Origin of the sequence: Pediococcus stilesii, from assembly GCF_001437075.1 — a bacterium.
Classification (GTDB): Bacteria; Bacillota; Bacilli; order Lactobacillales; family Lactobacillaceae; genus Pediococcus; species Pediococcus stilesii.
Genome location: NZ_JQBX01000007.1, coordinates 22408 through 48366, shown reverse-complemented (window position 1 = coordinate 48366; position 25959 = coordinate 22408). Strand labels below are relative to the sequence as shown.

General features: G+C 37.9%; 25 protein-coding genes and 1 pseudogene. 10 read left to right on the top strand and 16 right to left on the bottom strand.

Annotated elements, in window-relative coordinates; translation table 11 throughout:
• Positions 1-125 precede the first annotated feature (125 nt).
• From IV81_RS04225 to yaaA (IV81_RS04185), 9 genes and pseudogenes are all read right to left on the bottom strand, one after another.
• The gene (locus IV81_RS04225) at positions 126-524 is read right to left on the bottom strand and encodes an HIT family protein (protein ID WP_057802597.1); all 399 of its coding nucleotides are present in this window, start codon (positions 522-524) and stop codon (positions 126-128) included.
• A gap of 19 nt (positions 525-543) precedes the next feature.
• Positions 544-1860 carry a C1 family peptidase gene (locus IV81_RS04220; RefSeq protein ID WP_057802596.1) on the bottom strand — a complete coding sequence of 439 codons (1317 nt, stop codon included), beginning with the start codon at positions 1858-1860 and terminating at the stop codon, positions 544-546.
• Between the two features lie 195 nt (positions 1861-2055).
• Positions 2056-2634: a signal peptidase I gene (lepB, locus tag IV81_RS04215; protein WP_057802595.1), complete on the bottom strand. Its 579-nt coding sequence runs from the start codon at positions 2632-2634 to the stop codon at positions 2056-2058.
• Positions 2635-2839: 205 nt separating this feature from the next.
• Positions 2840-4153, bottom strand: a complete 1314-nt coding sequence (locus IV81_RS04210; protein WP_057802594.1) for a PTS sugar transporter subunit IIC — start codon at positions 4151-4153, stop codon at positions 2840-2842.
• A gap of 31 nt (positions 4154-4184) precedes the next feature.
• Positions 4185-4709 carry a GrdB-related putative oxidoreductase gene (locus tag IV81_RS04205; protein ID WP_057802593.1) on the bottom strand — a complete coding sequence of 175 codons (525 nt, stop codon included), beginning with the start codon at positions 4707-4709 and terminating at the stop codon, positions 4185-4187.
• 39 nt (positions 4710-4748) lie between these two features.
• Positions 4749-5702 carry a glycosylasparaginase gene (locus IV81_RS04200; protein WP_057802592.1) on the bottom strand — a complete coding sequence of 318 codons (954 nt, stop codon included), beginning with the start codon at positions 5700-5702 and terminating at the stop codon, positions 4749-4751.
• Between the two features lie 5 nt (positions 5703-5707).
• A pseudogene (locus tag IV81_RS04195) lies at positions 5708-7061 on the bottom strand (M20/M25/M40 family metallo-hydrolase).
• Positions 7062-7077: 16 nt separating this feature from the next.
• The gene (locus IV81_RS04190) at positions 7078-7809 is read right to left on the bottom strand and encodes a GntR family transcriptional regulator, LSA1692 subfamily (protein ID WP_057802591.1); all 732 of its coding nucleotides are present in this window, start codon (positions 7807-7809) and stop codon (positions 7078-7080) included.
• Positions 7810-7936: 127 nt separating this feature from the next.
• Entirely contained in the window at positions 7937-8695 is a 759-nt protein-coding gene (gene yaaA, locus IV81_RS04185; protein WP_083484678.1) for a peroxide stress protein YaaA, read from the bottom strand.
• Between the two features lie 195 nt (positions 8696-8890).
• Here yaaA (IV81_RS04185) and IV81_RS04180 point away from each other — a divergent pair, with 195 nt between their 5' ends.
• Together IV81_RS04180 and IV81_RS04175 are read left to right on the top strand one after the other, a co-directional pair.
• On the top strand, positions 8891-9913 hold the full coding sequence (locus tag IV81_RS04180) for an NADP-dependent oxidoreductase (RefSeq protein ID WP_057802647.1): 1023 nt from the start codon (positions 8891-8893) through the stop codon (positions 9911-9913).
• Entirely contained in the window at positions 9913-10407 is a 495-nt protein-coding gene (locus tag IV81_RS04175; protein ID WP_057802589.1) for a hypothetical protein, read from the top strand. Before IV81_RS04180 ends, IV81_RS04175 begins: the two co-directional genes overlap by 1 nt.
• An 87-nt stretch (positions 10408-10494) precedes the next feature.
• Here the strand turns inward: IV81_RS04175 and IV81_RS04170 are convergent, their stop codons facing one another.
• Together IV81_RS04170 and IV81_RS04165 are read right to left on the bottom strand one after the other, a co-directional pair.
• Positions 10495-10851, bottom strand: coding sequence for a bacteriocin immunity protein (locus IV81_RS04170; RefSeq protein ID WP_057802587.1), 357 nt, complete (start codon positions 10849-10851; stop codon positions 10495-10497).
• A gap of 78 nt (positions 10852-10929) precedes the next feature.
• Positions 10930-11208 carry a bacteriocin immunity protein gene (locus IV81_RS04165; protein WP_057802585.1) on the bottom strand — a complete coding sequence of 93 codons (279 nt, stop codon included), beginning with the start codon at positions 11206-11208 and terminating at the stop codon, positions 10930-10932.
• A 406-nt stretch (positions 11209-11614) separates the two neighbouring features.
• Here IV81_RS04165 and IV81_RS09285 point away from each other — a divergent pair, with 406 nt between their 5' ends.
• From IV81_RS09285 to IV81_RS04155, 3 genes are all read left to right on the top strand, one after another.
• Complete coding sequence (locus IV81_RS09285; protein WP_157059753.1) at positions 11615-11764, top strand: EntF family bacteriocin induction factor; 150 nt, start codon at positions 11615-11617, stop codon at positions 11762-11764.
• Between the two features lie 554 nt (positions 11765-12318).
• The gene (locus tag IV81_RS09500) at positions 12319-13089 is read left to right on the top strand and encodes a sensor histidine kinase (protein ID WP_236696824.1); all 771 of its coding nucleotides are present in this window, start codon (positions 12319-12321) and stop codon (positions 13087-13089) included.
• Positions 13090-13107: 18 nt separating this feature from the next.
• Positions 13108-13854: a LytR/AlgR family response regulator transcription factor gene (locus IV81_RS04155; RefSeq protein ID WP_057802580.1), complete on the top strand. Its 747-nt coding sequence runs from the start codon at positions 13108-13110 to the stop codon at positions 13852-13854.
• Between the two features lie 99 nt (positions 13855-13953).
• Here IV81_RS04155 and mnmG read toward each other — a convergent pair whose 3' ends face one another.
• The 5 genes from mnmG to rpmH form a co-directional block, all read right to left on the bottom strand.
• Complete coding sequence (gene mnmG, locus IV81_RS04150; RefSeq protein WP_057802579.1) at positions 13954-15864, bottom strand: tRNA uridine-5-carboxymethylaminomethyl(34) synthesis enzyme MnmG; 1911 nt, start codon at positions 15862-15864, stop codon at positions 13954-13956.
• A gap of 15 nt (positions 15865-15879) precedes the next feature.
• Entirely contained in the window at positions 15880-17274 is a 1395-nt protein-coding gene (mnmE, locus tag IV81_RS04145) for a tRNA uridine-5-carboxymethylaminomethyl(34) synthesis GTPase MnmE (protein ID WP_057802576.1), read from the bottom strand.
• A gap of 326 nt (positions 17275-17600) precedes the next feature.
• Positions 17601-18437 carry a YidC/Oxa1 family membrane protein insertase gene (locus tag IV81_RS04140; RefSeq protein WP_057802574.1) on the bottom strand — a complete coding sequence of 279 codons (837 nt, stop codon included), beginning with the start codon at positions 18435-18437 and terminating at the stop codon, positions 17601-17603.
• Complete coding sequence (rnpA, locus tag IV81_RS04135; protein WP_057802572.1) at positions 18437-18796, bottom strand: ribonuclease P protein component; 360 nt, start codon at positions 18794-18796, stop codon at positions 18437-18439. The genes IV81_RS04140 and rnpA overlap by 1 nt, the downstream gene beginning before the upstream one ends.
• A gap of 111 nt (positions 18797-18907) precedes the next feature.
• Complete coding sequence (rpmH, locus tag IV81_RS04130; protein WP_002829327.1) at positions 18908-19042, bottom strand: 50S ribosomal protein L34; 135 nt, start codon at positions 19040-19042, stop codon at positions 18908-18910.
• A 517-nt stretch (positions 19043-19559) separates the two neighbouring features.
• Here rpmH and dnaA point away from each other — a divergent pair.
• From dnaA to gyrB, 5 genes are all read left to right on the top strand, one after another.
• The gene (gene dnaA, locus IV81_RS04125) at positions 19560-20900 is read left to right on the top strand and encodes a chromosomal replication initiator protein DnaA (protein WP_057802571.1); all 1341 of its coding nucleotides are present in this window, start codon (positions 19560-19562) and stop codon (positions 20898-20900) included.
• Positions 20901-21075: 175 nt separating this feature from the next.
• Positions 21076-22215 (top strand): DNA polymerase III subunit beta, encoded by a 1140-nt coding sequence (gene dnaN, locus IV81_RS04120; protein ID WP_057802569.1) that lies wholly within the window; start codon positions 21076-21078, stop codon positions 22213-22215.
• Between the two features lie 362 nt (positions 22216-22577).
• Positions 22578-22805, top strand: a complete 228-nt coding sequence (gene yaaA, locus IV81_RS04115; protein WP_057802567.1) for a S4 domain-containing protein YaaA — start codon at positions 22578-22580, stop codon at positions 22803-22805.
• Positions 22806-23930, top strand: coding sequence for a DNA replication/repair protein RecF (gene recF / locus IV81_RS09435; protein ID WP_057802565.1), 1125 nt, complete (start codon positions 22806-22808; stop codon positions 23928-23930). It abuts the gene before it with no gap.
• 3 nt (positions 23931-23933) lie between these two features.
• Complete coding sequence (gyrB, locus tag IV81_RS09430; RefSeq protein WP_057802563.1) at positions 23934-25880, top strand: DNA topoisomerase (ATP-hydrolyzing) subunit B; 1947 nt, start codon at positions 23934-23936, stop codon at positions 25878-25880.
• Positions 25881-25959 lie beyond the last annotated feature (79 nt).

The following is a 25959-nucleotide window of genomic DNA, read 5'->3' as shown; positions in this document are numbered from 1 at the left end:
ATCGGGATATTAATTTTATAAAAATTAAAAAGACACGGTAAAATTCATTTTTTACCGTGTCTTTTACTTATTTTATGAAAGAACAATTTTTTAAAACAATCGTTCACAAAGTTTATTTCTGTGGTCTAGTCCATCCCTTTAAACTGCGGCCGTTCAGGCGGAACTAAAAACTGTCCAGGCACCGGTTTCCGCCGGGGTTCTTCATTCCAATAGCGTGGAATTAAATGAACATGACAGTGGAACACACTTTGACCAGCGGCTGCACCTGAATTAATCGCAATGTTGTATCCATCAGGATGATATTTCTGATCCAAAATTGCTTTATTTTTTTCAACTAATTCAAATATCGCATGCCGTTCATCTTCAGTTAGGCTCCATATTTGGCGAACATGTCGTTTAGGTACAATTAGCGTGTGCCCCTTACTCACTGGATAAAGGTCCAAAAAAGAAGCCGCTAGAGTATTTTCTGTTATATAATCGGTCTCCATCTTCTGACAAAAAACGCAATTTGGGTCAAAATCCATCTTTATTTCCTCCATAGGGCTATGCTAAAGCGTCCCAGGCTTTTAGTGGCGTTGGTGTTGAGTCGGCAATCTCTAATTGTTCTTTGGTTAAAAACTTCCGCTGAATAACAATTTCATATACGTAATCATCAAACCAATTATCCGCCATGACAAAGTACCCCTTATCACCATTTTGCTCGCCCCAACTATTTTCAACTTTCCATTTTGAAGTTTTGCCATCAATCAGATCCACTCCGGTTAACGTCATTGCGTGTGATACATTTGCCTGCCGATACAGCATTCGTTCGGCCTTTGTCATATCGAGCGCAACGCCAAAGAGTTCATCTTGTTTGTACAATTCACTGTCCAGCAGCCCATCTTTTCGATTCATTTGCTCCAATACATCATTTCCAAACCAAATTGATTCACCGTCTTTGAGCTGATCAACGGCTAGCTCCTTTAAGTTTTGAATTGGCAGATTCAAAAAAGTTATTTCTTTTCCACCAATAACGTTGTCTTGTGATGGCAGACTGTACAACTGGTTAAATGGCTTGTCTGGGGAATTTGTCACAACCACATAATCATCAAGATCAACACCAACATATTTATCATAAAATTCTAGTGGTGTGATGTTTCGGTCGATATGATATTTTTGATTGTCATCTTTGTACTCAAAATCGAAGCTTTCAGGTGGCGTTCCAACGGCAATGGTTGTCATTTGGTACACTTGTCCTAATAGTAACTCGCGTTCCGCCTGAAGTTCAGCTTCAGATGCACCACGATGTTTCATCTGTCTTAGTTGAATTGCATCCCGCCTCAATTTTAAATTCAGCGCATTGGCAAATCCCGTGGTATCTTTTGTATTGAAAGTTTCAGGCATTACATCATTAGGAACCACACCATATTTTTGGACAATTGCTGCGGCCATTGCCCATTGGCCACCATCACTGTTTGGTGAATTTAAGTAAAATTGAAGTTCACGATCCTCCAACTCGCGATCAGCGAGATCAATTATCCGTTGATAAAACATATTAGCGCGTTCAATCTTATCCCAAAAGTAAATATACGCCTGTGAAAATTCAAAATCTTTCACTTCGTATTGGTTCGAAAAATGGTGACGTAAGATATTCATGGTTGAAAAGATCCAGCATCGCCCACTATGACGCTGGTTAGATACTTTCCCCGTGTCCAATTCAATTGAGAATGTCCGATTTAATTTTGAGCGTACCTTATCATTTTCACTAGCATTGTACACACCGTTTTTAATCACCGCACGTTGGACGACAGGTACTTCATGCTGTTCTTCAACGCGTCTTCTTAAATTATCAATCATTTCTTTGCTTAATTCATTCTTCATATAGTTCCTCCTCGATGCTCAATCTTAAAACTCTCCACTACTATTCATATTAACTTAAAACTAAAATAAAACTCGATCTAATGCAAAAATTTTTGCTTTTAAAATTAGCTTCGACGTTCTTCTAAATTAAAAAGAGCTTGTAACAAAATTTAAACCTGTTACAAACTCTTCATTTTTTGAATATCATTATTCATATTAATCTGTTGCTAAATCATTAATATTCTTTTTGGCTTTAGCGTTATTACTCCAAAAAGGAACTTTAACAACACCCATAACTTTAGACTTTTTAACGAAGCCCCAATAACGGCTATCGTTTGAAACGCTACGATGATCACCCAAGACAAAGTATGAATCTTTTGGAACCTTTTTGGGACTCTTTCCCCATCCATATTTGTTAGCTATTGATTCCAATGTCCAATTACCTGTTCCTGAAGTACGTTGCTCTTCATCAATAAATTTCTGAGGGACTTGTTTATCATTCACATATAATTTTCCATCATTATAACTAATCGTATCACCTGGAATCCCAATTACTCGCTTAACGTAATCCACGGATTGGGTAGCCGCTGGATCTTCGCCATGTGCATCAAATACAATGACACTCATTCGCTTGATTTCAGCCGGCTTCCACACGATGACCCGCTCGCTATCTTGCAAATTAGGCTGCATTGAAGATCCATCAACTTTGACAACCTGAAATAAATACGTTTTAACTAAAAATGCAACTAATAAACCAATAATGATTGGTAAAACCCAATCTCTCAAAAATCTCATCGATTTTCCTCCAAACACTTCGATATCTTATTGTGTTTTATTGTAGCCCAAAGTCTGTAAGTTGTCTTATAATTCGTAGTTTTGAAATAAAATTTTGATAATTCTGTACACTTTTGAAATACAACTGTTATATAGATCTTATTTTCTACTTTAAATTGAAGTTCATTTTTTGCTAAAACCTTGATAATGAAGTTCAAATTTTGCTTTACACTTCATTAAAATCAATATTTAAATCTTCTTCCAATGCTGCCGCTTCTTCGTCCAAATATTGATGATCTAGCATCTTAACAAATGGATAGTAAATCATTATTCCCAAGATGATCTCAAATAATTGCAAGACAGAACCTGTCCAACTTCCCGTTGCGAGCCATCCTGAAATAATTGGAGGCGTGGTCCAAGGAAGCAGCACCCCTGTCGTCTTCGGTACCCATCCAAGCGTAAACACGATTCCGGAAATAAATGTATTTAACACTGGAACTACGATAAATGGAATTGCAATAATTGGATTTAAAACAACTGGCAATCCGAAGATAATAGGTTCATTAATTCCAAAAATACCTGGAAGAATTGCTAATTTACCTAGCTCGCGAATCCGTTTTGAACGACATACAACAAACATGACGATTAGAAGTGACAAGGTGCTTCCGCCACCACCATACGTTGTGAAAATATCGATAAATGGTTGAGTATAAATATGTGGTATTTCTAGATGATTTGTGTAAGCTTTTAAATTATCCTGTGTTAAAACAAAGAAGATCGGCGACCAAACTGAATTGGTGATCGTGGGTCCGTTAATTCCAAATACCCAGAGTACACTGGCCAGAAAATTATAGAGCAGTACCGATGGTAGCGAATTTCCAACATGTTTTAACGGTGCTTGAATTAGTGTATAAATGAAATTATAGGCCGTGTCATAGCTTGAAATACTAAATAAAATATGAACTAAGAAAAAGAATAAAATAACTAAACCACTGGGAATTAATGCATCAAAAGATTGGCTTACTGCCGGTGGTACTCCATCAGGCATTTTGATCGTCCAGTTTCGTTTGACCGCAAATCGGTAAAGTTCAACACTAATTATTGCAATAAAAATTCCTAAGAAAATTCCGTTTGGTCCTACATACATTGTTTCTACGGCACCAACCGTTTCTTTACCAATTGACACACTCGTGGGCGTTAAAATTAAGAATGAAATTAGTGCAACCACGGAGGCATGAATCGCCTCTAATCCACGATTTTTCCCATAAGCGTAGCCAATCGCCATACAGGATAAAATCCCAGTAAAACTAAATACTGAATTGGAAACTGCGCTAAACCATTCCGCCCAATTTTTACCTAAAAGTCCCGTCCAAAAACTATCCCATCCAGGAATCGGAAAATTCCCAATCAACAGGAACGTTGATGTAACAATAATTAAAGGAGTAATGATTAAAAAACCATCGCGTAATGATTTTAATACCACGTTGTTACCCAGTTTTGTTGCCAGCGGCATTAGTATTTGTTCAAACTTTTTTTGCATGAGCTTTTACCTCCCTTTCAATATAACGTCACTAGTAGCAATAATCCGCTTTAAACTGTGTTAAATCCCCGTTTTCAGAAATAACTTTGCATCCCTCAACGAGATGTTCAATCGAATCCGAAAGCCCTGTTCCGCCTTTTTTAGGCATTTTAACAATCAATAAATCTGCCTTATATTTATCAATAAGTTCCTGATTTTTCTCAATTGCTGTTGCCTGAATAGTAGGAATTTTCGACTCTTTTTTAAAAGCTAAGCTAAGTTCGCAAGCCATCAACGAAAATTCTGGGTAATCGTAAGTTGGACCTAAAATAACGACATCCGCATTCATTTTATCGGCCATTTTGGTGAATTTTTCCTGTACCAAATCACTATTATCTTTGTAAAAGTCTGTACCGCAGTAAAATGTTCCAATTACTTCTCCGCCGACTTTTGACAATGCTTTAGCGGTTGTGTCAGCACTTCCAAGAGCCAACTTCTTTCCTCCTAGTGGCGTGTCCGCCCGCTCTTTACCACCCAATCCAGCCTGAGTTTGGTCTAATATAATAATTGCTTTCAATATAATCCCTCCCTAAACTATTACGTAACAAAGTTTTCGTTATTCAATTGGCGCCTTAATTCTCTTCTCGTAAGCATCCAACCATTCCTGCGTGATCGGTTCAATCATCGTTGTTCCATTAGCACTTGGATGCGCAATCAGGATTTGTGGGTCTTCCGTACTGGTGGCAACACTAAACGTAAATTCGACGTTTGTGGCCACTCCCCAATCGCCATCTTTATCCATTGCAACCAACGAAAATTCGCCCGCTTTGCCATACCGCTTCTTCAGTTTTTTCACAAACGGATAAACGGCATGATCACAGGCTTCTTGCGGTGTCTCTCCTTCTCCCATTCTTCGGACAATTTCATATGAGATACATCCCTTCATGATGTCCTCGCCTAATCCAGTTGCTGCGGCACCACCAATTTCACTATCTACATAAAAACCTGATCCTGAAAGTGGAGAGTCACCAACTCGTCCGGCCTTTTTCATAAACAATCCCGAAGTTGAAGTTGCCGCAGCCATTGACCCCGCTTCAGATAGCGTAATTGCACCAATTGTGTCATGACCATCGTACGGCGTTACAGACTCGTCTTTTAATTCAAGAAGCTTTTTTTGCCAGCGTTTCTTCGCCCGATCCGTCAGCATGTTTTGCATTTTAAATCCATTAATCGTGGCGTATTTTGTTGCTCCTTCGCCAACGCGGAAACTGTTATAGTGCTCGTTGCTCAACTTCCGTGCGACTGAGACGGCATGCAGCACGTTATGAATTCCGCCCACCGCTCCTTGCGCGAGGGTGTCTCCGTCCATGAATGCCGCATCCATTTCAACGATCCCTTCTTCATTTGGCAGCCCGCCATAGCCGACTGATTTGTAATACGGATATTCTTCAATCACATTAATCAATGATTCGACCGCGTCTCCCGCCGTTTCCTTATTTTTAAGCATTTCGGCTGCTTTTAGTACTCCATCGTGTGCCATTCGCCATGTTGCAATCGTTCCCCATGTCATCGCTTCTAACCTTCCTTATCTGTCAGTTTAACTAGAGCATTCATGTATATTTCCATGTTCATCATCAAATCTTCTTCATCCATCCATTCGTCCTGCTTATGCGCAATTCCTTTTTGCCCTGGAAATGATGGTCCAAAAGCAATAATATTTGGAACCGAACGCGCATAGGTGGCCCCTGTGGTCGTTACGGGAGTTCCATCCAATCCAGTTACACGTTCATAAACATCGGATAAGATTTTAATTCTTGGATCCCTTTTATCATGCATTGTGCCCGGAATTCGGCGAATAACCTTGATTTTACTTCCAGGGATAACAGCCTTTTTAAGTCCATCCGTAACGTCAGCTTCTGTGGAACTAACTGGGTAACGAATGGCGATTTCTAACTTCAAGCCACCTTCAGATTTTTGTAATAAATACGGTGTAACGATTAGTTTTCCGCTGTCTTCATCTTCAAAATCAATTCCCAGTCCTTGTCCAAAATGCTTCTCGTTAAAGCTTTCAAAGAACCATTTAAAATAGGCTTTTAATCCATCTTTGGCTAAATTTTGTTCTAGTGCCTTTCTTGCCATAACCGTTAGGGCATTAACCCCTAGTTCTGGCGCATTCGTCGGACTTCTTTTTCCCTTGGCCTCAAGATATTGACCGTTAATTTTAACTACCACCCGATCTGGAACATGATCTTTTGCCTGATCGCCCTCAATGGGTGTTATCTGATCTAAGTCCATTGGCAAAAGTGGCGTGTCAATTTCATAATTAACAATGCCTCGTTCACCATACACAGCCGGAAATTTTCCATCCGGCGTAAAGCCAAACTCGGGAGCAGCTTCTTTTTCCAAATAGAGCGGAATATCAGCACTGCCACTCTCTTCATCGCTTCCGAAAACTACTCGAATGGTTTTTTGTGGTTTAAATCCTAAATCTTTGAGTAATTTTAGTCCAAAAAGTACGGACATGATGGGGCCCTTATTATCTAAAACGCCACGAGCGTAGAGCACACCTCGGCGATCGGATAATTCAAATGGATCATCTGTCCATCCATCTCCCGCAGCAACAACATCTAGATGCCCAACGACTCCAATATGCAGCAACAACATCTAGATGCCCAACGACTCCAATATAATGTTGGTCATCTTCTCCCCACTGGGCGTAGGCAACCGCATCATTGACGATTCCGGTTTTAAAACCATAACCCTTCGCAATATCTACGACGACATCTAAAGCCTGGCGGGGACCATTTCCAAAAGGCACCTGGGGTTCTGCATTTCCTCGAACACTCTGAACTTCAATTATTTTTGCTAAATCTTCTAAAAACTCCTGACGATGCTCATTAATTGCCGTTGTAATATCTTTTTCTGTAATCATCTTAAGAAACCTCCTAGTGTTCCAAACGTGTCAATGTGGTACGAAACGTATATTTGTCTGCCCGATAATAGGACTTATCATAAAAAATTGGTCTGGCATCCGCCGTGTAAGTAACCGATTTCACACACATTAAGGGTTGTCCCACTTCAACTCCTAATAGCTCTGCCATCTTCTTATCTACCAAAATCACTTCGATCTCTTGTTGAGAATATGATATTTCAACCGACTTCGATAAAATTTCAAATAGAGATTGATTAAAATCTTCCTTTTTGTAACCTTTAACATATTTATGTGGAATAACAATATCTTCGATTGTCATGGGTTCGTTGTCCCAGAATCGCCTTCGAACTAGTTCATCAACTTCTGGATGAATGCTCTTTTCCAATTTTAATTTCTTTTGAATTTCTTCGTCCGGATTATCCAATGGTTCAAATTTTAAAACCTCAGTTTGACTAGTTTTACCGTAGGCTCTAGCGGATTCGGTAAAGCTTTGTAATCCCATTCGTCCGCTTTCAATTTTGTTTGGCACACTAGTTGACATAACATAGGTACCCTTTCCTGGATCCTTCACTAAAATTTTCGAAGCGATCAACGTATCAATGGCTTTGCGAACCGTTAGTCGACTCACATCAAATTCCTCTGCCAAGTCGTACTCTGAAGGTAATCTTTGTGCGCTGGAATATGTCCCATCCTCGATTCTCTCGATCAATTGTTTTGCAACCTCTTCAAACTTTGCATTTGCCATTCGCAACCCTCCTCAAAGATACATAACATTTACAATTTTATTACGGTATATACTACATGGTAATGACCGTTTTTGCAAGCGCTTTCTTTATAAAAAAAGTTTAGTCTAATCCTACGATTAAACTAAACTAATTTATCAATTCACTTTCCTTGGTAAACACCATTGTACTAGTATCCGACATTCGTTCTTGGTACTGGTATCCTAACCGGTTAAACCCCTTTAACTGGTTAACTTCAGACAGCTTAATCTGTGATATATAGTTGACCATTTCACCCCTAGCCATTTTAGCTTGCGTTGCCTTTTGCTTAACTTTTCCATCGATCATTTCGCCAAAAACGCATGTTATTAATTGATCTTTTTTGTCTAAATATGGTCGAATTGCCTTCTCATATTCTTTTGAAGCAAGATTAATAACATCGTGATTATCATTATATAAATCATCATAGAGCCGCCGATTCCAGAAATTATATAAGTTAAATTGTCCTTCAATTTGAAGCTTAGCCTGCATTCCTAATCGATATGGAACAATCCCATCAAACGGCTTTAAAATTCCATAAAATCCCGATAAAATCCGTAAGTTCTTTTGTAAATATTTCAGCTGGTCGGTTGTCATTAAATCTGGTGCCATATACTGATATTGGATTCCGGTGTATGCCATTACGGCAGGCGTTAAATTACGTCTTAAATTTATATTTTGAAGTACGTCATAATTTTGTTTAGTTAAACGATCGCTACTCTTCCACAGTTTTTTTAACTCCTCGTAGCTCATTTCTTTTAGCACCGACAGTATTTTTTCGGTCTGTGAAAGGTACACTGGCGCACCTCTAACTTCGAACGAATCGCTATCGACTTTCATTTTTTTAGCGGGTGCAATTATGATTTTCACTTGATTCGCCTCTCCTATCCATTACTCTATCAAAAGAATAACAGTAAAATGTTTCACATGAAACCCCACATCAACAATCCAAAATTCATTCGTTGACATTTTTAAACCATTAACTTAAAATAAGCTAAATGTTAGGTTTAAAAGATTAAACCAAAGAACCAAAAAAATATGGAGGATTATCAATTGAACAAATTAATGAAAGCAGCTGTTATCGAAAAGTACAAGCAAGAAATGCCGGAAATACGGGATGTGTCGATTCCCGCTATCCGTCCAAATGATGTGTTGGTTAAAGTGATTGCAACAAGTATTAACCCCATCGATATAAAAACAAAAGATGGCGGGTTAAAGATGCTTCTAAAATATGAAATGCCAATGATTATGGGAAGTGATTTTGCTGGAATTGTCGTTGAAGCTGGTGAATATGTTTCCGATTATAAGGTTGGTGACGCCGTTTTTGGTCGAGTCCAAAAGGATCGGATTGGTACGTTTGCGGAATATCTCGTCGTTGATCGCGGTGATATCGCTCCTAAGCCTCAGAACTTATCGTTTGAGGAGGCCGCCGCGATTCCACTTGTTGGTTTAACTAGTTATCAAGCTCTTCACGATATTATGAACATTCAACCGGGACAAAAAGTAATGATCCAAGGCGGTTCAGGCGGAATTGGGACAATTGCTATCCAAATTGCCAAATATTTAGGAGCTTATGTTGCTACGACAACCAGTGAGGACAACTTCAAGCTGGTACGTTCTCTTGGAACCGACCAGTTGATTGATTTTCGAACACAGGATTTTTCTGAAGTATTATCGGGTTATGATTATGTGTTCGATACGCGTGGCGGAAAAACTCTTGAAGATGCTTTTAAGATTGTTAAACCTGGAGGTAAAATCGTTAGTATTGCCGGTCTTCCTAACGCTCGTTTCGGTAAAGAGTACGGCGTGCCATTTTGGAAACAACTTGCTTTTGGCCTAGCAACACGTAAGATTTCAAGGCTAGAGAAAGCGACCAACGCTGATTATACTTTCCTTTTCATGAAACCCAGTGGAGCCGAACTGGATACCCTCCGAAAGTTAATCGAAGGAGATATTATTAAACCAATCATCGACCGAGTAATTCCCTTTTCTGAAATTAAAGAAGCTCTAAATTACTCTCGTTCCGGCCGAGCAACGGGAAAAATCATTTTAAAAATCAGGGATGAACAGGTGGAGGAGATCAATTAATGCGTCTACTTTTAATTTTATTATTTTTCACCATTGCTGCCATGCTGATTGCTAAACTATTTACCAATCGGGGACAACTGTGGGGGTTGTTCTTGGAAACCATTTCAACTGCCGGCATCAGTTACATGCTAACTAGTATCATATGGAAAATCTATACTTCGATTGGTACCAAATCCACTTTGATTTTTGCATTAGCAGGCGCACTAATATTCATTGCTAACGTCGCTGGAGTCCGACAACTTGGCCATCGTTTTTTAAAACTAAACTCTGGAGCCGCTCCACTTAACCTCAAGACATTCTTAAAAGAATTGGCTTACCATGCATCCGTACTTTGGAAACTAGCTTTAGTGGGAGAAGTTGCTATCTATCAGCTTCAGCCATCCCTATTAAACCCTATTATTTTTGGGACGCTACAATGCTTAATAATTTTGCCAATTATCATTGAAAGTGCCGTTAAAATGTTTCAAATTACATCAAAAATTTCGGAAAACTAATTATCAATTTAAAATACTCCACCAAATATAGCGCATTGGTGGAGTATTTTTCAGTATTGCATTTTTATTAAATACCGCGGCACCTGACTACCGACGTGGCATCTTTTCCAAGTAACTATAAAATTGGCTCTTATCCGAAAAGTCTGCCATATACAATCCATTAAGCCCCGCCTTTTGTCCCATCGTGCTTAACTCAATCATTAACTTTTCTTGCTCGTCTGGAAAATGAATCTTTCCTGCAATTGCAACGCTCCGGATGTAGTTAACTAACCGATTTATTAATGCCGACGGATTATCGACTGTATCGATTTTTTTGCCCACTTGTGATAACACATCGGTTATATCCAAAAGTTCTGCTGACTGATCTGCGCGGTTCACCAACAGCATATGTAATTTATTGACATCTTCTTTAGCCTTTTTCCGGTCTTCTTCGTTAATTTTCATCATTCATTCCTCCATTTAAATCGTAACTATTATCTACTTTTTATGACCAAGCTTAATAGCGTAACATTCTAAAACTGATCACAGCCAAATATTTGTCGACATCATTCCTCGATATTTTTCAGCATCCTTCTCAACCTTTGCATACAGCGTACTTAATGACTTGGGAATAATAAAATTATTTTTCAGAGAATAATTCGTAATCGCCTTACTTAGTTTCACTGATACAAGTCCTAATTCCTGACCTTCGTCTAATTGTTGTGCAAACTTTAACAAAAATCCGCTTATCTCAGGATCCCTTTTTACTTTTTCATCTTTATAAGTCTCACCAATTGCATTAATTAAGTCCGCTTTTTTCATAGTACTCCCCCATTGTTTCGGCCAAGATCTGTGCTACGCCATTACTCGCTACAATTTTCCTAATGCTAATCATAGTTTGAATCATTCTATACATTTATTTTACCACCAGACTTTAATTACGTTAAAATCCCTCATAAAATTTAATTTATTCGTTCGAACAATTTGTATTTTATATGTTGACACCAAAAAAAGTTCAATCATTCCTAAAATAGTATTTTTGCTTCTTAAAAAAGAACTTTTATTCCTAAAAAAGTTATAAAATTAAATTATAAAGTGTTCTGTCTTAAAAATTATTTTTTAACAAATTATCATTTCAGGACGTAAAACCAACGCTTCAGGAACGAATCGTAATTTCAACTAAAAACTAAAATATAATGACTCTATTAATTAAGGAGGCATTATAACTATGGAAAAAGAAAATATCATGTACCAGAAACTAACGTCAGCGGAGCTTAAAAAAATTACGGGTGGTAAATATATGAACAACTACCATAGCGGGAAACCCAAAGGAAATATTACTACTTGTATTTTTAGCTTTTTCAAACATTGTAATTAGTTTTCTGTTCAAAGGAGAGTTTTAATTTGATTTCAGTGGACACAAAGGCTTACATTCTCGAAGGTTTTATCGACTTTTTTTGTTTCTATATTATTTTTTTATACTTACAAAACTATACAAAGCAGTCATCCACTTTTATCAAAAAAATTATCGTGGGATTAATTTCAATTCCACTTTTTTTTATAATATATGCAACATTATCCTTCAATATCCTATTTGTTTTTATCCCAATTTATTATGTGATTTTTAAAAAAACACACTATGATTGGTTCACACTAAACAACTTACTCTTATCTTCTTTAGCAGTTAATATTTCCGGCCTAGCAGCATCTGGCATTTCAAGTTTCCTCTTTCATACAAACTTTTACGACTGGAAAGTAATTCTTGTAACAAATACTATTGAAATTTTCATACTATTTGTACTCTGCATATACATAAAACGAATCGATAACTCTAAGCTATGGAACCGTAATATTCAAATATTTTTTGCAGTCGTACAAATTATATTTCAAATTGTCCTTTATTTTTTCACCATTCTTGCTCATCGCTATGGGATGTTTGATACTTTTATTAGCGGCGTTTTAATCTTCGTTGTTATCGAACTTCTAGTAATGCTAGGCCTCTTCATTTATTTAAATCTTCGAAGTCGCCAAAGGTACGAATCTAAATTAGAAAAGCAACAACTTGATAATTTACAAACCTACACCAAACAACTTGAGCAAAGTCAGTTAAAACTTCGAAAGTTTAGACACGATTATAAAAATATACTTTTAAGTATTACTGAACTCGCTAAAGAAAACGATAGTGAAGGTCTAATTTCATATTTATCAAAAATGAAACTTTACTCGGATTCTGAACTTCAGCAAAATACAGATGCTTATCAAGATGTTCAAAACATTAAGGATATTCATGTGAAAAGTCTTTTACTTAATAAGTTCTTTACAATGGAACAGTCTCAAATTCATTATCATTTCGAATGCAAATCTCCGATTAATCAAATTAACTTAGACGTCATTGATATCATTCGACTATTAAGTATCTTGTTGGATAATGCCATTGAAGAAGCCGTTGAAAGTTCAGACAAAGTCATCGATATCCTATTTTACAAAAACGATGATAATACGACTGAAATTACTTTGACAAATACAATTGCACACCCTACCACCAATATCAATCAATTAAAAAAAGCTGGATTTTCTGGTAAGTCAAATCATTCTGGACTTGGATTATCCATTGCGGAGGATTTGAAGCAAAAATATCCTAACTTATTTATTCATTTTTCAACCAATAATTATCAATTTACTACTCAAATAATCATTAATTAATATTGAAAGGAATCTGTCATGTATCCAATAATCATTTGTGAAGATGATCCCGCACAACTTCATGCAATTAGTACCATCATCAAGAATTTTATTCTCTTTCATGAAGAAGACTTTAGTCATTCGTTTAGCACTTCCAATCCGGAAAAGTGTCTCGATTATCTTAAAAGTCATCATATTCGAAATGGAATTTACCTTTTGGATATCGATTTAGGAACCAGTATGAATGGCATCGACCTGGCCGAACAAATTCGGCAATTAGACGTTCAATCTGAAATTATATTTATTACTACTCATAATGAAATGGCTCCGTTAACTTTAAAACGACGTGTTGAAGCTTTAGGTTTCATTGATAAAGACAATTCTCTTGAAAAAATCCGCGATGAAATCTACGAAACACTTAATTTATCAAAGATTCGTTCAGATGAACGTAAAAAAACAAAGGGGAAAAATTTTAATTTCAGTATTGGATCAAGAATTTTCAACTTCGATTTAGATGATGTTTTGATGCTTGAAACTTCCAAGACGCCACATCGAATTAATTTATTCACCAAAAATGGTGAATACGAATTTTACGGGAAACTCCGAGATTATGAAAAAAAATACATCGAACTTTTTCGCTGCTCCAAGTCTGCTTTAATCAACGTAAAGAATATATCGGAATATGATACCTCGACAAAAATGATTTATTTCAATTCATCGTTGAGCTGCAAGTGCTCGATCATTAAGAGTCGAGAATTGAAGCAAACACTGTTACATAAAATCTAACACGCCCTTGCTGAATTATCCCGCAACATTTTTGCCGCAAATAAAAAGCGTTAATCCAACTTTTTTCAGTCGAGATTAACGCTTTTTATAATTGATAAATTAACCCACCTTAGCAATCTTGCCCTGCTGAATGTAAACACTCAAAATGGCAATATCTGCCGGCGTAACCCCACTAATTCGTGAAGCCTGTGCAATTGTCGTTGGTTGGATTTTCTCAAGCTTTTGACGCCCTTCGGTAGCTAAACCGTTGATCGCTGAATAGTCAATTCGATCAGGTATTGCTTTTTCTTCCATTCGCTTTAAACGATCAACACGATCTTTAGCCTTCTTAATATAACCAGCATACTTTATTTCAATCTCAACCTGCTCGATAACTCGGCGATCAAGATCTTTTTCAGATTCATCGATGAACTTCAGCAAGTCATTGTAACTAACTTCTGGACGACGAAGAAATTCAGAGGCCAGTACGCCATCCTTTAAACCGTTTGAGCCTTTAGATTCAAGAAATTCTTGAACTTGGCTTGGCTTAATTCTAATTTCAGATAGACGCTGAAGTTCATTTTTAATATCTTCTTGCTTTTCAAGAAAAGCGTCATATTCGTCATCGCTGATCAATCCGATCTGATGTCCCATCTCTGTCAATCGTAGATCCGCATTATCATGACGCAAAATCAAACGATATTCTGCACGACTCGTTAGCAAACGATATGGCTCTTTAGTTCCCTTTGTAACCAAGTCATCAATCATTACACCAATGTATGCGTCACTGCGCTTCAATACCAATGGTTCTTCACCCAAAGCACGACGACCAGCATTAATTCCAGCGATCAATCCTTGTCCGGCAGCTTCCTCATAACCTGATGTTCCATTGGTTTGTCCTGCAGTGTATAAGTTCTTAATCAACTTAGTTTCTAACGTGTTCTTCAATTGGTATGGTGCAACAACGTCATATTCAATTGCATAGCCCGGACGCATCATTTCTGCATCTTCGAGTCCTTTAATTGAATGTAAAATTTGTTGTTGAACTTCTTCTGGCATCGATGTTGATAGTCCTTGCACGTACCATTCGTCTGTCTTTCGTCCTTCTGGCTCAAGGAAAAGTTGATGACGACTTTTATCCGCAAAACGAACAATTTTATCTTCAATTGAAGGACAATAGCGTGGGCCAACTCCTTCGATCATTCCTGAAAACATCGGAGCACGATCCAAATTCTCACGAATAATTTCGTGCGTCTTTTCGTTAGTATAAGTCAACCAGCAAGATAATTGATTCTTAATGTCAATATACTTACTGTCTGGCGTCTGAAAACTAAAATGGTTTGGTGTTTCATCTCCAGGCTGTTCTTCTGTTTCATCATAATGAATGGTTCCACCATCAACACGTGGTGGAGTGCCGGTTTTGAAACGCTCCAAGTCAAAATGATACTTTTCTGTTAAATTTTTGGTTAGTTCTAACGCTGATTGCGAATTATTTGGACCGGATGAATATTGAAGTTCACCGATAATAATTTTACCTCGAGCAGCTGTTCCCAGAGTTAAAACAACGCTTTTAGCATGATAACGCGCGCCAGTATTTGTCACAACGCCCTTACAAATCCCATCTTCAACAATTAAATCATCAACAATCCCTTGGCGAAGTGTTAAATTAGGTTCTGCCTCAATCGTCTTTTTCATTTCAGCATGGTAAGCATGCTTATCAGCCTGTGCTCGTAATGCCCTAACTGCTGGACCCTTTCCTGTGTTTAGCATCCGCATCTGAACGTACGTCTTATCGATATTACGGCCCATCTCGCCGCCTAACGCATCAATTTCACGAACGACGATTCCTTTCGCCGGTCCTCCAACTGAGGGATTACAAGGCATAAATGCCACCATATCAAGATTAATCGTCATTAATAGTGTTTTATTTCCCATTCGGGCAGCCGCTAATGCCGCTTCCGAACCAGCGTGCCCTGCTCCGACTACAATAACGTCGTACTCACGGCCATCATATTGTTTTACTTCAGACATGTTTTCAACTCCTATTTATTTTCCTAAGCAGAATTGGCTAAATAATTGATCCAATAGCTCGTCTTGGTAACTATCACCAGTGATTTCACCTAATAAATCCCACGCACGCGTCATATCAATCTGAACTAGATCAACTGGCATTCCAACTTCAATTCCTTCTAATACAGAATCTAGTGCTGTTTCTGCCTGTTTTAGTAGACCAATGTGTCTAGCATTGGTGACCATAATATTATTAGACGTATTTTCGATGCTTCCTGCAAAAAACATTTTAGCAATGCGATCCTCAAGATCTTTGGTTCCCATTGGAGAAACCGCTGAGGACTTAATAATTTCACTATCCTTCACATACTCATGAAGTTCAATTAAGTTAATTTGGTTATCTAAATCTGCTTTATTTAAGACGACAATCCTCTGTGAACCTGCCGTTTCACGAAGAAGCTCCCGATCCTCATCGCGAAGTGGGACGCTACTATCTAGTACTAAGATTACTAGGTCTGCCTGTGACAAAGCTTTCCGACTTCGATCAACACCGATCTTTTCAACTTTGTCATCTGTTTCATGGATTCCAGCGGTATCCACTAATTTCAACGGCACACCTTGGACATTTACATACTCTTCGATAACATCACGAGTTGTTCCAGCAACATCCGTTACAATTGCTTTATCTTCATGTAATAGGTGATTTAAAATACTCGACTTTCCAACATTTGGATGACCAACAATTGCCGTTGCTAGTCCATCACGTAATACTTTCCCTTGCTTTGCGGTCGACAATAATTGCTGAATTTTCGCTTTAACTTCTGTCGCCTTTTCTTGCAACAGTCGCGCCGTCATTGTTTCTACGTCATCGTATTCGGGATAGTCAATATTAACTTCAACTTGAGCCAAGACGTCTAAAATATCTTGTCGTAAATTCTTAATTAAGTGCGATAAATTTCCATCTAGTTGGTCGAGCGCGACCTTCATCGATTGATCAGTTTTAGCTCGAATCAAATCCATAACGGCTTCCGCCTGTGATAGGTCTATTCTGCCATTCAAAAAAGCTCTTTCAGTGAATTCGCCTGGTTTGGCCAGTCTGGCATCCAAGCTTAGGATGATTTGTAAAATTCGATTAGTTGCCACAATTCCACCATGACAATTAATTTCAACAACATCTTCTTTGGTATACGTGTTTGGAGCACGCATCACTGAAACCATCACTTCATCGACTTCATTTCCATTATCCGGATCAATAATATGACCATAGTTTATCGTATGACTTTCAACTTTGTTCAAATTTTTCCCTTGGTAAATTTGAGCCGCCGTTTTTAAGGCATCTACTCCACTAATTCGAATAATTGAAATTCCACCCTCTCCAGGAGGTGTTGAAATTGCCGCAATCGTATCAAATTCGGTTGAAATACTCTGCATAATATTGTCCTTTCTTTCCAATAAAAAAAGCGCAGTCCCACCATCATCCAATTAGCCTAATTAGATATAAGGTGGACAAAGCACTTTCACTACTTCATCATATTCAGTTTATTTACGAACTACATCATAAAATTTTACATTTCATTTGTCAATTTTTTATTCTCATATTTAAGCATGCTTGAAAGATAAACGCACAATTTTAATTACTGTCCTTCGAAACAATGTCTGACTCCAACGGCGTCATCTAAATAATTAAAAAGTTCCGTTAAATGCTAACAGATACGTGCATTTAACGGAACTCGACTAAAAATATCTTTAATTACGTTTTATTTTCGTTTACTCTTCGTTGCTTTACGTTTTGCTTTTTCAATTGCTTTACGTTTTGCTTTTTCTGTTTGAAGACGCTCTTCTCGTTCCCTTTGAATCTTAAATGGGTTTTGAATAATTAGTGTTTGTCCAACTTGGAATAGGTTGGTAATCACCCAGTATAAAGTAATCGCTGACGCAAAATTAAGCGCCGTAATTAAAATTACTAACGGCATCCCAAAGGTCATTGCGGCGGTCATTCCATTTTGCGAACTCTTTGGTTGTGATTTCATGGATAACCACGTACTAATCAAAGTGAAGAGTGCTGCCAATACTGGCAAGATAAAGTAAGGATCTTTATCTCCTAAATGGAGCCACAAGAATGTTCCACCCTTTAAAGCCGGCGTTCGGCTAACTGCTGCATATAGGGCATACATAACGGGCAGTTGGATAATCAATGGTAAGCATCCCGCCATTGGGTTAACTCCGGCTTCAGCATAGAGCTTTTGCTGTTCTTCACGGAGTTTTTGCTGACTCTCCATGTCGCGTGATGAATATTTCTTTTGAATTTCCTTTAACTTGGGTTGAAGTTCAGCCGTCTTCATTGTTGTTTTAGTTTGGTAAATCATCAATGGAAGAATGATAATTCGAATTAAAATTGTAAATACAATAATTCCCCAACCATAACCACCAAATAAGTTTGACAAATAAATGATGAATTTTGAGAAATTATATACAATTACACCATCCCAAAAACCTTTACTATGGCTAGTTATTGGGGCAGTGCTACACGCAGTTAATATTAAGGACAACGCTGCAACACTAATCAGCGCCATGTTTCGTTTTAGATGTTTCACTATTTTTCCTCACTTTGCTTTGAAGCAAACAACCCTGCCAGCTTAAAAACGTGTTCCAATTGTTGTTTCACTTCATTCATTGGTAATCCAGACGATTGTGGGCGAGCAATAACTAAAAAATCAACATCTTGTCGTAAAAGTGGCTTAAATTCTAAAATACTTTGGCGAATTCGTCGTTTCATATAATTGCGCATAACTGCATTTCCAATTTTTTTCCCAACAGAAATTCCGACCCGAAAATGGGGTTGTTCTGGTTTTTCCATTACATAAACAACAAATTTTTTATTTGCAAATGAATTTCGAGTTTCAAAAACCTTTTGGAACTCAAGCTCTTTTTTTATTCGATATGACTTTCGCATTATTTCTCTCCACTACTAAAAATAAATCACTATCATTTATTATATGTAAAAATTGGGGTGTTGTCTCTAAAAAATTTTAAAAATAAAAGACCACTGGGATCAGTGGCCTTATTATGCAGATAATACTTTTCTACCTTTTTGGCGACGGCGTGCTAAAACCTTACGACCGTTGCTTGTGCTCATGCGTTTACGGAAACCATGAACGCGTTGACGATGGCGCTTCTTTGGTTGATATGTTCGTTTCATTATGGTCCACCTCCTGAACGAAAATACACATACTGAATTTTTATATCTTTTGAATTTTCGATAAATCAGTTTATGTCGTTTTTAACAATTACCTTAATATAATATCACACCTAACTTAGAAATCAAACCACCTAATTAAAATAAAAAATTAAAATTTTATCCACAAACAGAGCGTTAGTTTGTATATAGTTTGTGGATAACTATTTTACCGATTCAGAGTTTTGAACAGGCTTTTTCGCAAGCATTTTTTCGAATAACAGGGTGTTTATATAGTTATCCACAGGCTTGTGGAAATCTGTGGATATGTCGTTTAAACGCCTATACATCAACAAGAATTTTCCACAGCGTTTTGTTTATAACTATCTTTTTTCGGATCAACCAGCCTGTTAATAACATCCTGTGGATAACTCAACTCACAGCCTGTTATTTTACAGTATTTAGTTTTCCACACGCTTGTGGAAAACCTTTTTTTTTTATGATAAACTGAGTGAGCTAAAAATTTTGGAGGAATTAAAAAGTGCCTAATTATATTGACCTTTGGAACAACATTAAAAATAGTTTCGAAAAAGACGACTCCATGTCAAAGGCCAGTTTCGGTGCTTGGGTGGATACGGCCGAACCGATCTCATTAGAAAATCACGTAATGAAGATCAAAGTTTTGTCGAATCTACACCGAGATTATTGGACTAAGCATTTGACCGAAAAGTTCGTTGAATATGCTTATCAGTTCGCAGATCAGGACATTACGCCTGAGTTTGTGACCGAAGATGAATTCGAAGCCCAGAAATCAAACCAAGCACAATCAGGATCAAAAGAGCCCGAGTTTTCTACTGAAGATACTCAACTCAATGGTCGCTATACATTTGATACATTCGTTATTGGTAGTGGAAATCAAATGGCTCACGCTGCGGCAATGGCGGTTTCTGATGAACCTGGTGTTTTGTACAATCCGCTCTTCTTTTATGGAGGTGTCGGACTGGGTAAGACTCATTTAATGCACGCAATTGGACATCAACTTTTAGAAAATGATCCCAAAACGCGTGTTAAATACGTCACCAGTGAGGCGTTCACTAATGACTTCATTAATTCGATTCAAAAAAATAAAACGGAAGAATTTCATGAGAAGTATCGAAATGTTGACCTTTTATTAGTCGATGATGTGCAGTTTTTTGCGGACAAAGAAGCAACTCAGGAAGAGTTCTTCCATACTTTTGAAGCTTTGTATAATGCTCAAAAGCAGATTGTTTTAACCTCGGATCGTTTGCCTAACGAAATTCCCAAGTTACAAGAACGCCTGGTTTCACGATTCAAATGGGGACTTTCAATTGATATCACGCCGCCCAATCTGGAAACTCGAATTGCAATTTTACGCGAAAAAGCGCAAGCGGATAACGTCGAGATTCCAGACGAAACTTTGGAATACATTGCTAATCGGATTGATTCTAATATTCGGGAGCTGGAAGGCGCGATGGCTCGAATTCAGGCATACGCTAAGCTTCAAAACTCAGCGATCACAACGGATCTTGCTGCAGACGCATTACGGAGCCTAAATTTTGGGAGTAATCTTAGCCATATCACCATTCCAATGATTCAAGACAAAGTTGCCAAGTACTTTCACGTGTCTGTTGCCGACATTAAAGGAAAAAAGCGAATGAAATCAATCGTTATTCCACGCCAAATCGCGATGTATCTTTCACGTGAACTCACTGACAATTCTCTTCCGAAAATTGGAACTGAGTTTGGTGGTAAAGATCATACAACCGTCATTCACTCTTTTGATAAAATCAAATCCGAGCTTGAAAATGATGAAGAGTTAGCCCGCCAAGTTGGTGATTTAAAAAGCGAACTCAAACCTTAAATTGTGGATAACTGTGAATAACTTTAAAAGTTTTCCACAAGTTTTCCACAGTGGAAAACTTAAATTACAGTTTGATTTTTGAGTTTTCCACAGAGCTAACAGCCCTTATTACTATTATTATCTTTTATTATTATTTAATATAAAAACAAGACGTATCAAAAAGGAGTTTTGTAAAATGAAATTTACCATAGCTCGAAACACATTTATAAAAAAATTAAACGCGGTTCAAAGAGCCATTTCTTCAAAAACGACAATTCCAATTTTGACCGGTTTAAAAATCGAAGCTGAAAATGATCGATTAATCTTAACCGGTAGTAATACCGATATTTCAATTGAAACAACCATCGCAACTAGTGATGAAGATGCTCATTTAGACATTGAAAGTACCGGATCGATTGTTTTAATGGCTCGTTTTTTCAGTGATATCGTAAAAAAATTACCAGACAACACTATGTTACTTGAAGTTTCTGATGGTTTTCAGACAACGATCACATCCGGTGCTTCAGAATTTAAAATTAACGGCTTAGATGCAAATAACTTCCCTCGGCTACCAGAAGTTGATAGTCAGACGACAATTACTTTAAACGCCGATGTATTCAGTGAAATGATTAATGAAACGGTAATTGCTGTTTCAACGCAAGAGAGTCGTCCAATTTTAACCGGAATCCATTTTACAATCGAAGGGAATAAATTATCAGCCGTTGCGACCGATAGCCATCGATTAAGTCAACGGGTAATCAATTTGCCAGAAACGGTTAAAATGCCAGAAGATATTATTATTCCTGGAAAGAGTCTGCTAGAACTCGCGCGAATGTTGGATGATGAAATTGAAACCATTACGTTACAAATTTCTGAAAACCAAGCGTTATTTACGTTTGATGAAACGTTATTCTATTCACGTTTGTTGGAGGGACTTTATCCTGATACGTCCCGCTTAATTCCAAAGGAAAGCTCGACCGAAATGGAATTTGAAGCTCCAGAATTATTAGCTTCAATCGAACGTGCATCACTACTTTCGCATGCTGGTCGCAATAATGTTGTTAAGTTAACAATTAATGCCGAAAGTAAGAAAGTAATTATTTCCGGGGACTCACCTGAAGTCGGAAATGTTGAAGAAGAAGTGGTTACGAAGGATGTTAATGGGGAAGACCTAGAAATTTCATTTAATCCGGACTACTTAAAAGATGCGTTGCGGTCATTTGGTCATACATCGATTAAAATGGCGTTCACATCGCCATTACGTCCGTTTACTTTGGTGCCAACAGAAGATCAAGAAAACTTCATCCAATTAATCACACCAGTACGGACATTCTAAGTTAATCTAACATAGCGATACTTTATTTTCGGGTAACTTTAATCGATATTTTTAAACCAATTCAATTGATTAACTTAAATTCTTTGGAAACTAGCTACAGTTAATTTTCAAAAACAAAAAATGAAGCTCATGCCAAGAATTTTGGCGTGGGCTTTTTATATTAATTTGAATCCGCAGCTCAAGAAATTTTTCGTGTCAAATTTTATTAAAAACGTATATACGCAAATTTGAGAAAAAATAATGCCTTTAAGACAAAAAACATTCGACACGGTTAAATTAGCTGATATGGCATTTTAGGGCTAATCAAATTGTTTTTCGCATGTAAAAAAGGTATAATATTATAAGATACGTGGGGTGATGTTATGCAAAAAGAGATTGAAATAAACACACCGTTTATTACTTTAGGTCAACTCTTGAAAGAAGAAGGAATCATTGGGACTGGTGGACAGGCCAAGTGGTTTTTACGTGAAAACACGGTTTTAGTCAATGGTGAACATGATGATCGGCGTGGTAGAAAATTATACGCCGATGATGTGATTGAGGTTCCTCAGGAAGGTTCTTTCAAAATTACAACGAAATCTGGTAACTAAATGTATTTAAAAACACTTGAGTTACATAATTTTCGTAATTATGCGGATCTTAATGTTGAATTTGGATCGGGAATTAATGTCCTCTTGGGTGAAAATGCGCAGGGAAAGACTAATTTACTAGAGTCCATTTATTTTTTAGCTTTAACACGCAGCCATCGAACAAATAGCGACCGGGATTTAATCAACTGGAAGTCAAAAGAGGCACGTGTTTTAGGCGTTATTCAAAAAGAACACACCGTTACGCCGGTTGAGTTAGATATTACGTCCAAGGGAAAAACGGCCAAAGTAAATCATATTGAGCAGGGGCGCCTATCACAATATGTGGGCCAGCTTAATGTGATTTTATTTGCCCCTGAGGATCTTTCAATCGTGAAGGGATCCCCTTCGGTTCGACGAAAGTTTATTGATATGGAATTTGGACAGATGAGTTCTAAATATTTATACAATTCTGCTCAATATCGAAGCGTTCTAAAACAACGAAATCAGTACATTAAGCAATTACAATTTAATCCTAAAGGTGACCAAGTCTATCTCGATGTTTTATCGGATCAATTGGCTGCCCATGGCGCTGAAATCATTTTTCAACGGATTCAATTTCTGGAAAAACTTGAAAAGTGGTCGCGAGAAATCCATGAAGAAATATCACAGGGTAAAGAGCAGCTAACATTTCAATATGTGTCACCGATTTCAGGTGAGCAAACAACCTCGGCGGAGACCATTTATACCGCGTTGCAAGAGTTATTCAAAAAACAACGGACAAAAGAACTTCAACAAGGGAAAACGCTTGTTGGACCGCATCTAGACGATGTTCGTTTTGTTGTTAATGGCAAAAATGTTTCAACATTTGGGTCCCAGGGACAACAACGGACAACCGCATTGAGTGTGAAATTAGCGGAGATCGACCTAATGAAAGAAGAAACCGGAGAATATCCGGTTCTTTTACTTGATGATGTTTTGTCAGAACTGGATGACAGTCGACAAACGCACTTATTAACCGCGATCCAAAATAAAGTTCAAACATTTATCACCACCACTAGTTTGAGCGGCGTTGCACAACAATTAATTAATGAACCCCATGTCTTTAATATTGACCACGGAGTTTTAATGCAGAGTGAGGAGGAATAGCTTTTGGCAGACGAAAAAGAGACGAAAGCAGAATTGGCCAAAGAATATGATGCGAGTCAGATTCAAGTTTTGGAAGGATTGGAAGCAGTCCGTAAACGTCCTGGTATGTATATCGGGTCGACCAGTTCACAAGGACTACATCATTTAGTTTGGGAAATTATCGATAATGGTATCGACGAAGCCCTCGCAGGATTTGCGAATAAAATCGACGTGGTCGTAGAGAAAGATAATAGCATCACTGTTAGCGATAACGGACGAGGCATTCCCGTGGGTATCCAGAAAAAAACTGGTAAATCCGCATTAGAAACAGTTTTTACAATCCTACATGCCGGTGGTAAATTCGGTGGTGGCGGTTATAAAGTTTCCGGTGGACTTCATGGGGTTGGTGCCTCCGTTGTTAATGCTTTATCGACGGAACTTGATGCACGGGTTATGCGAGACGGAAAAATTTATTACATCGACTTTGCGCTAGGTAAAGTTAAAACACCAATGAAAGTTATTGGCGAGACTGAGGATCCAGATGAACATGGAACAATCGTTCATTTTGTTCCAGATCCTGATATTTTCCAAGAAACAACAACTTATGACATTAATATTCTAAGAAATCGAATTCGTGAACTGGCATTTTTAAATAAGGGATTGCGAATCACCTTAAAAGATATGCGTCCAGAGCAACCAACGGAAGACGATTTTCTGTACGAAGGTGGAATTCGACACTACGTTGAATTTTTGAATGAGGGAAAAGAAGTTATTTTCCCTGAACCAATCTACGTCGAAGGTGTGACCAAGGGAATCACCGTTGAAGTAGCGATGCAATATATCGAGGGTTATCAGAGTAAGCTGTTGACCTTCACCAATAATATTCATACCTACGAAGGTGGAACCCATGAAGAAGGCTTTAAGCGAGCCTTAACCCGTGTTATTAATGATTACGCAAAAAGCTCGGGAATTTTAAAAGAAAATGATGATAAGTTATCCGGAGATGATGTACGTGAAGGCCTAACAGCGGTTGTCAGCGTTAAGCATCCGGATCCTCAATTTGAAGGTCAAACAAAGACCAAGCTTGGAAATTCGGACGCGCGAACAGCCGTTAATGAGGTTTTTGCTGAAACTTTCAACAAATTCTTGATGGAAAATCCTAAAATTGCCCGGCAAATTGTTGATAAGGGTATTTTGGCATCCAAGGCGCGTGTTGCGGCTAAGCGTGCACGTGAAGTGACCCGTAAAAAGAGTGGTTTAGAATTAAACAATCTTCCGGGTAAATTAGCTGATAATACTTCTAAAGACCCCGCAATTAGCGAACTATTTATCGTCGAGGGTGACTCGGCTGGAGGTAGTGCTAAGTCGGGCCGGTCTCGTTTAACGCAAGCGATCTTACCTATTCGTGGAAAGATTTTAAACGTTGAAAAGGCAACTTTGGACCGCGTTCTTGCGAATGAAGAAATTCGTTCACTATTTACAGCCCTGGGGACAGGATTTGGTGAAGATTTCGACGTAACTAAAGCTAATTATCATAAATTAATTATTATGACCGATGCCGATGTTGATGGGGCGCATATTCGGACACTGCTATTAACGCTATTTTATCGTTATATGCGGCCAATGATTGATGCAGGCTATGTTTATATTGCACAGCCACCTTTGTACCAAGTTCGCCAAGGTAAGATGGTTCAATATATTGACTCGGATGAAGAACTGGAAACAATTCTGGGTCAATTAGCTCCATCGCCTAAGCCAGTGATCCAGCGTTATAAAGGTCTTGGTGAAATGGATGCGGAACAACTTTGGGAAACCACAATGAATCCCGAGAATCGTCGTTTACTTCGTGTTTCAGCTGAAGATGCTGATGCCGCAAGTGCCGACTTTGAAATGTTGATGGGTGACAAGGTTGAACCTCGACGTAAATTTATTGAAGAAAACGCGGTCTTTGTTAAAAACTTGGATATTTAAAACGCGTTATAAAAGTTAGAAAAACCCAAAAATTAAGGGGGAAAACGAATTGTCAGAAGAATTGTCAGGACGAATTACG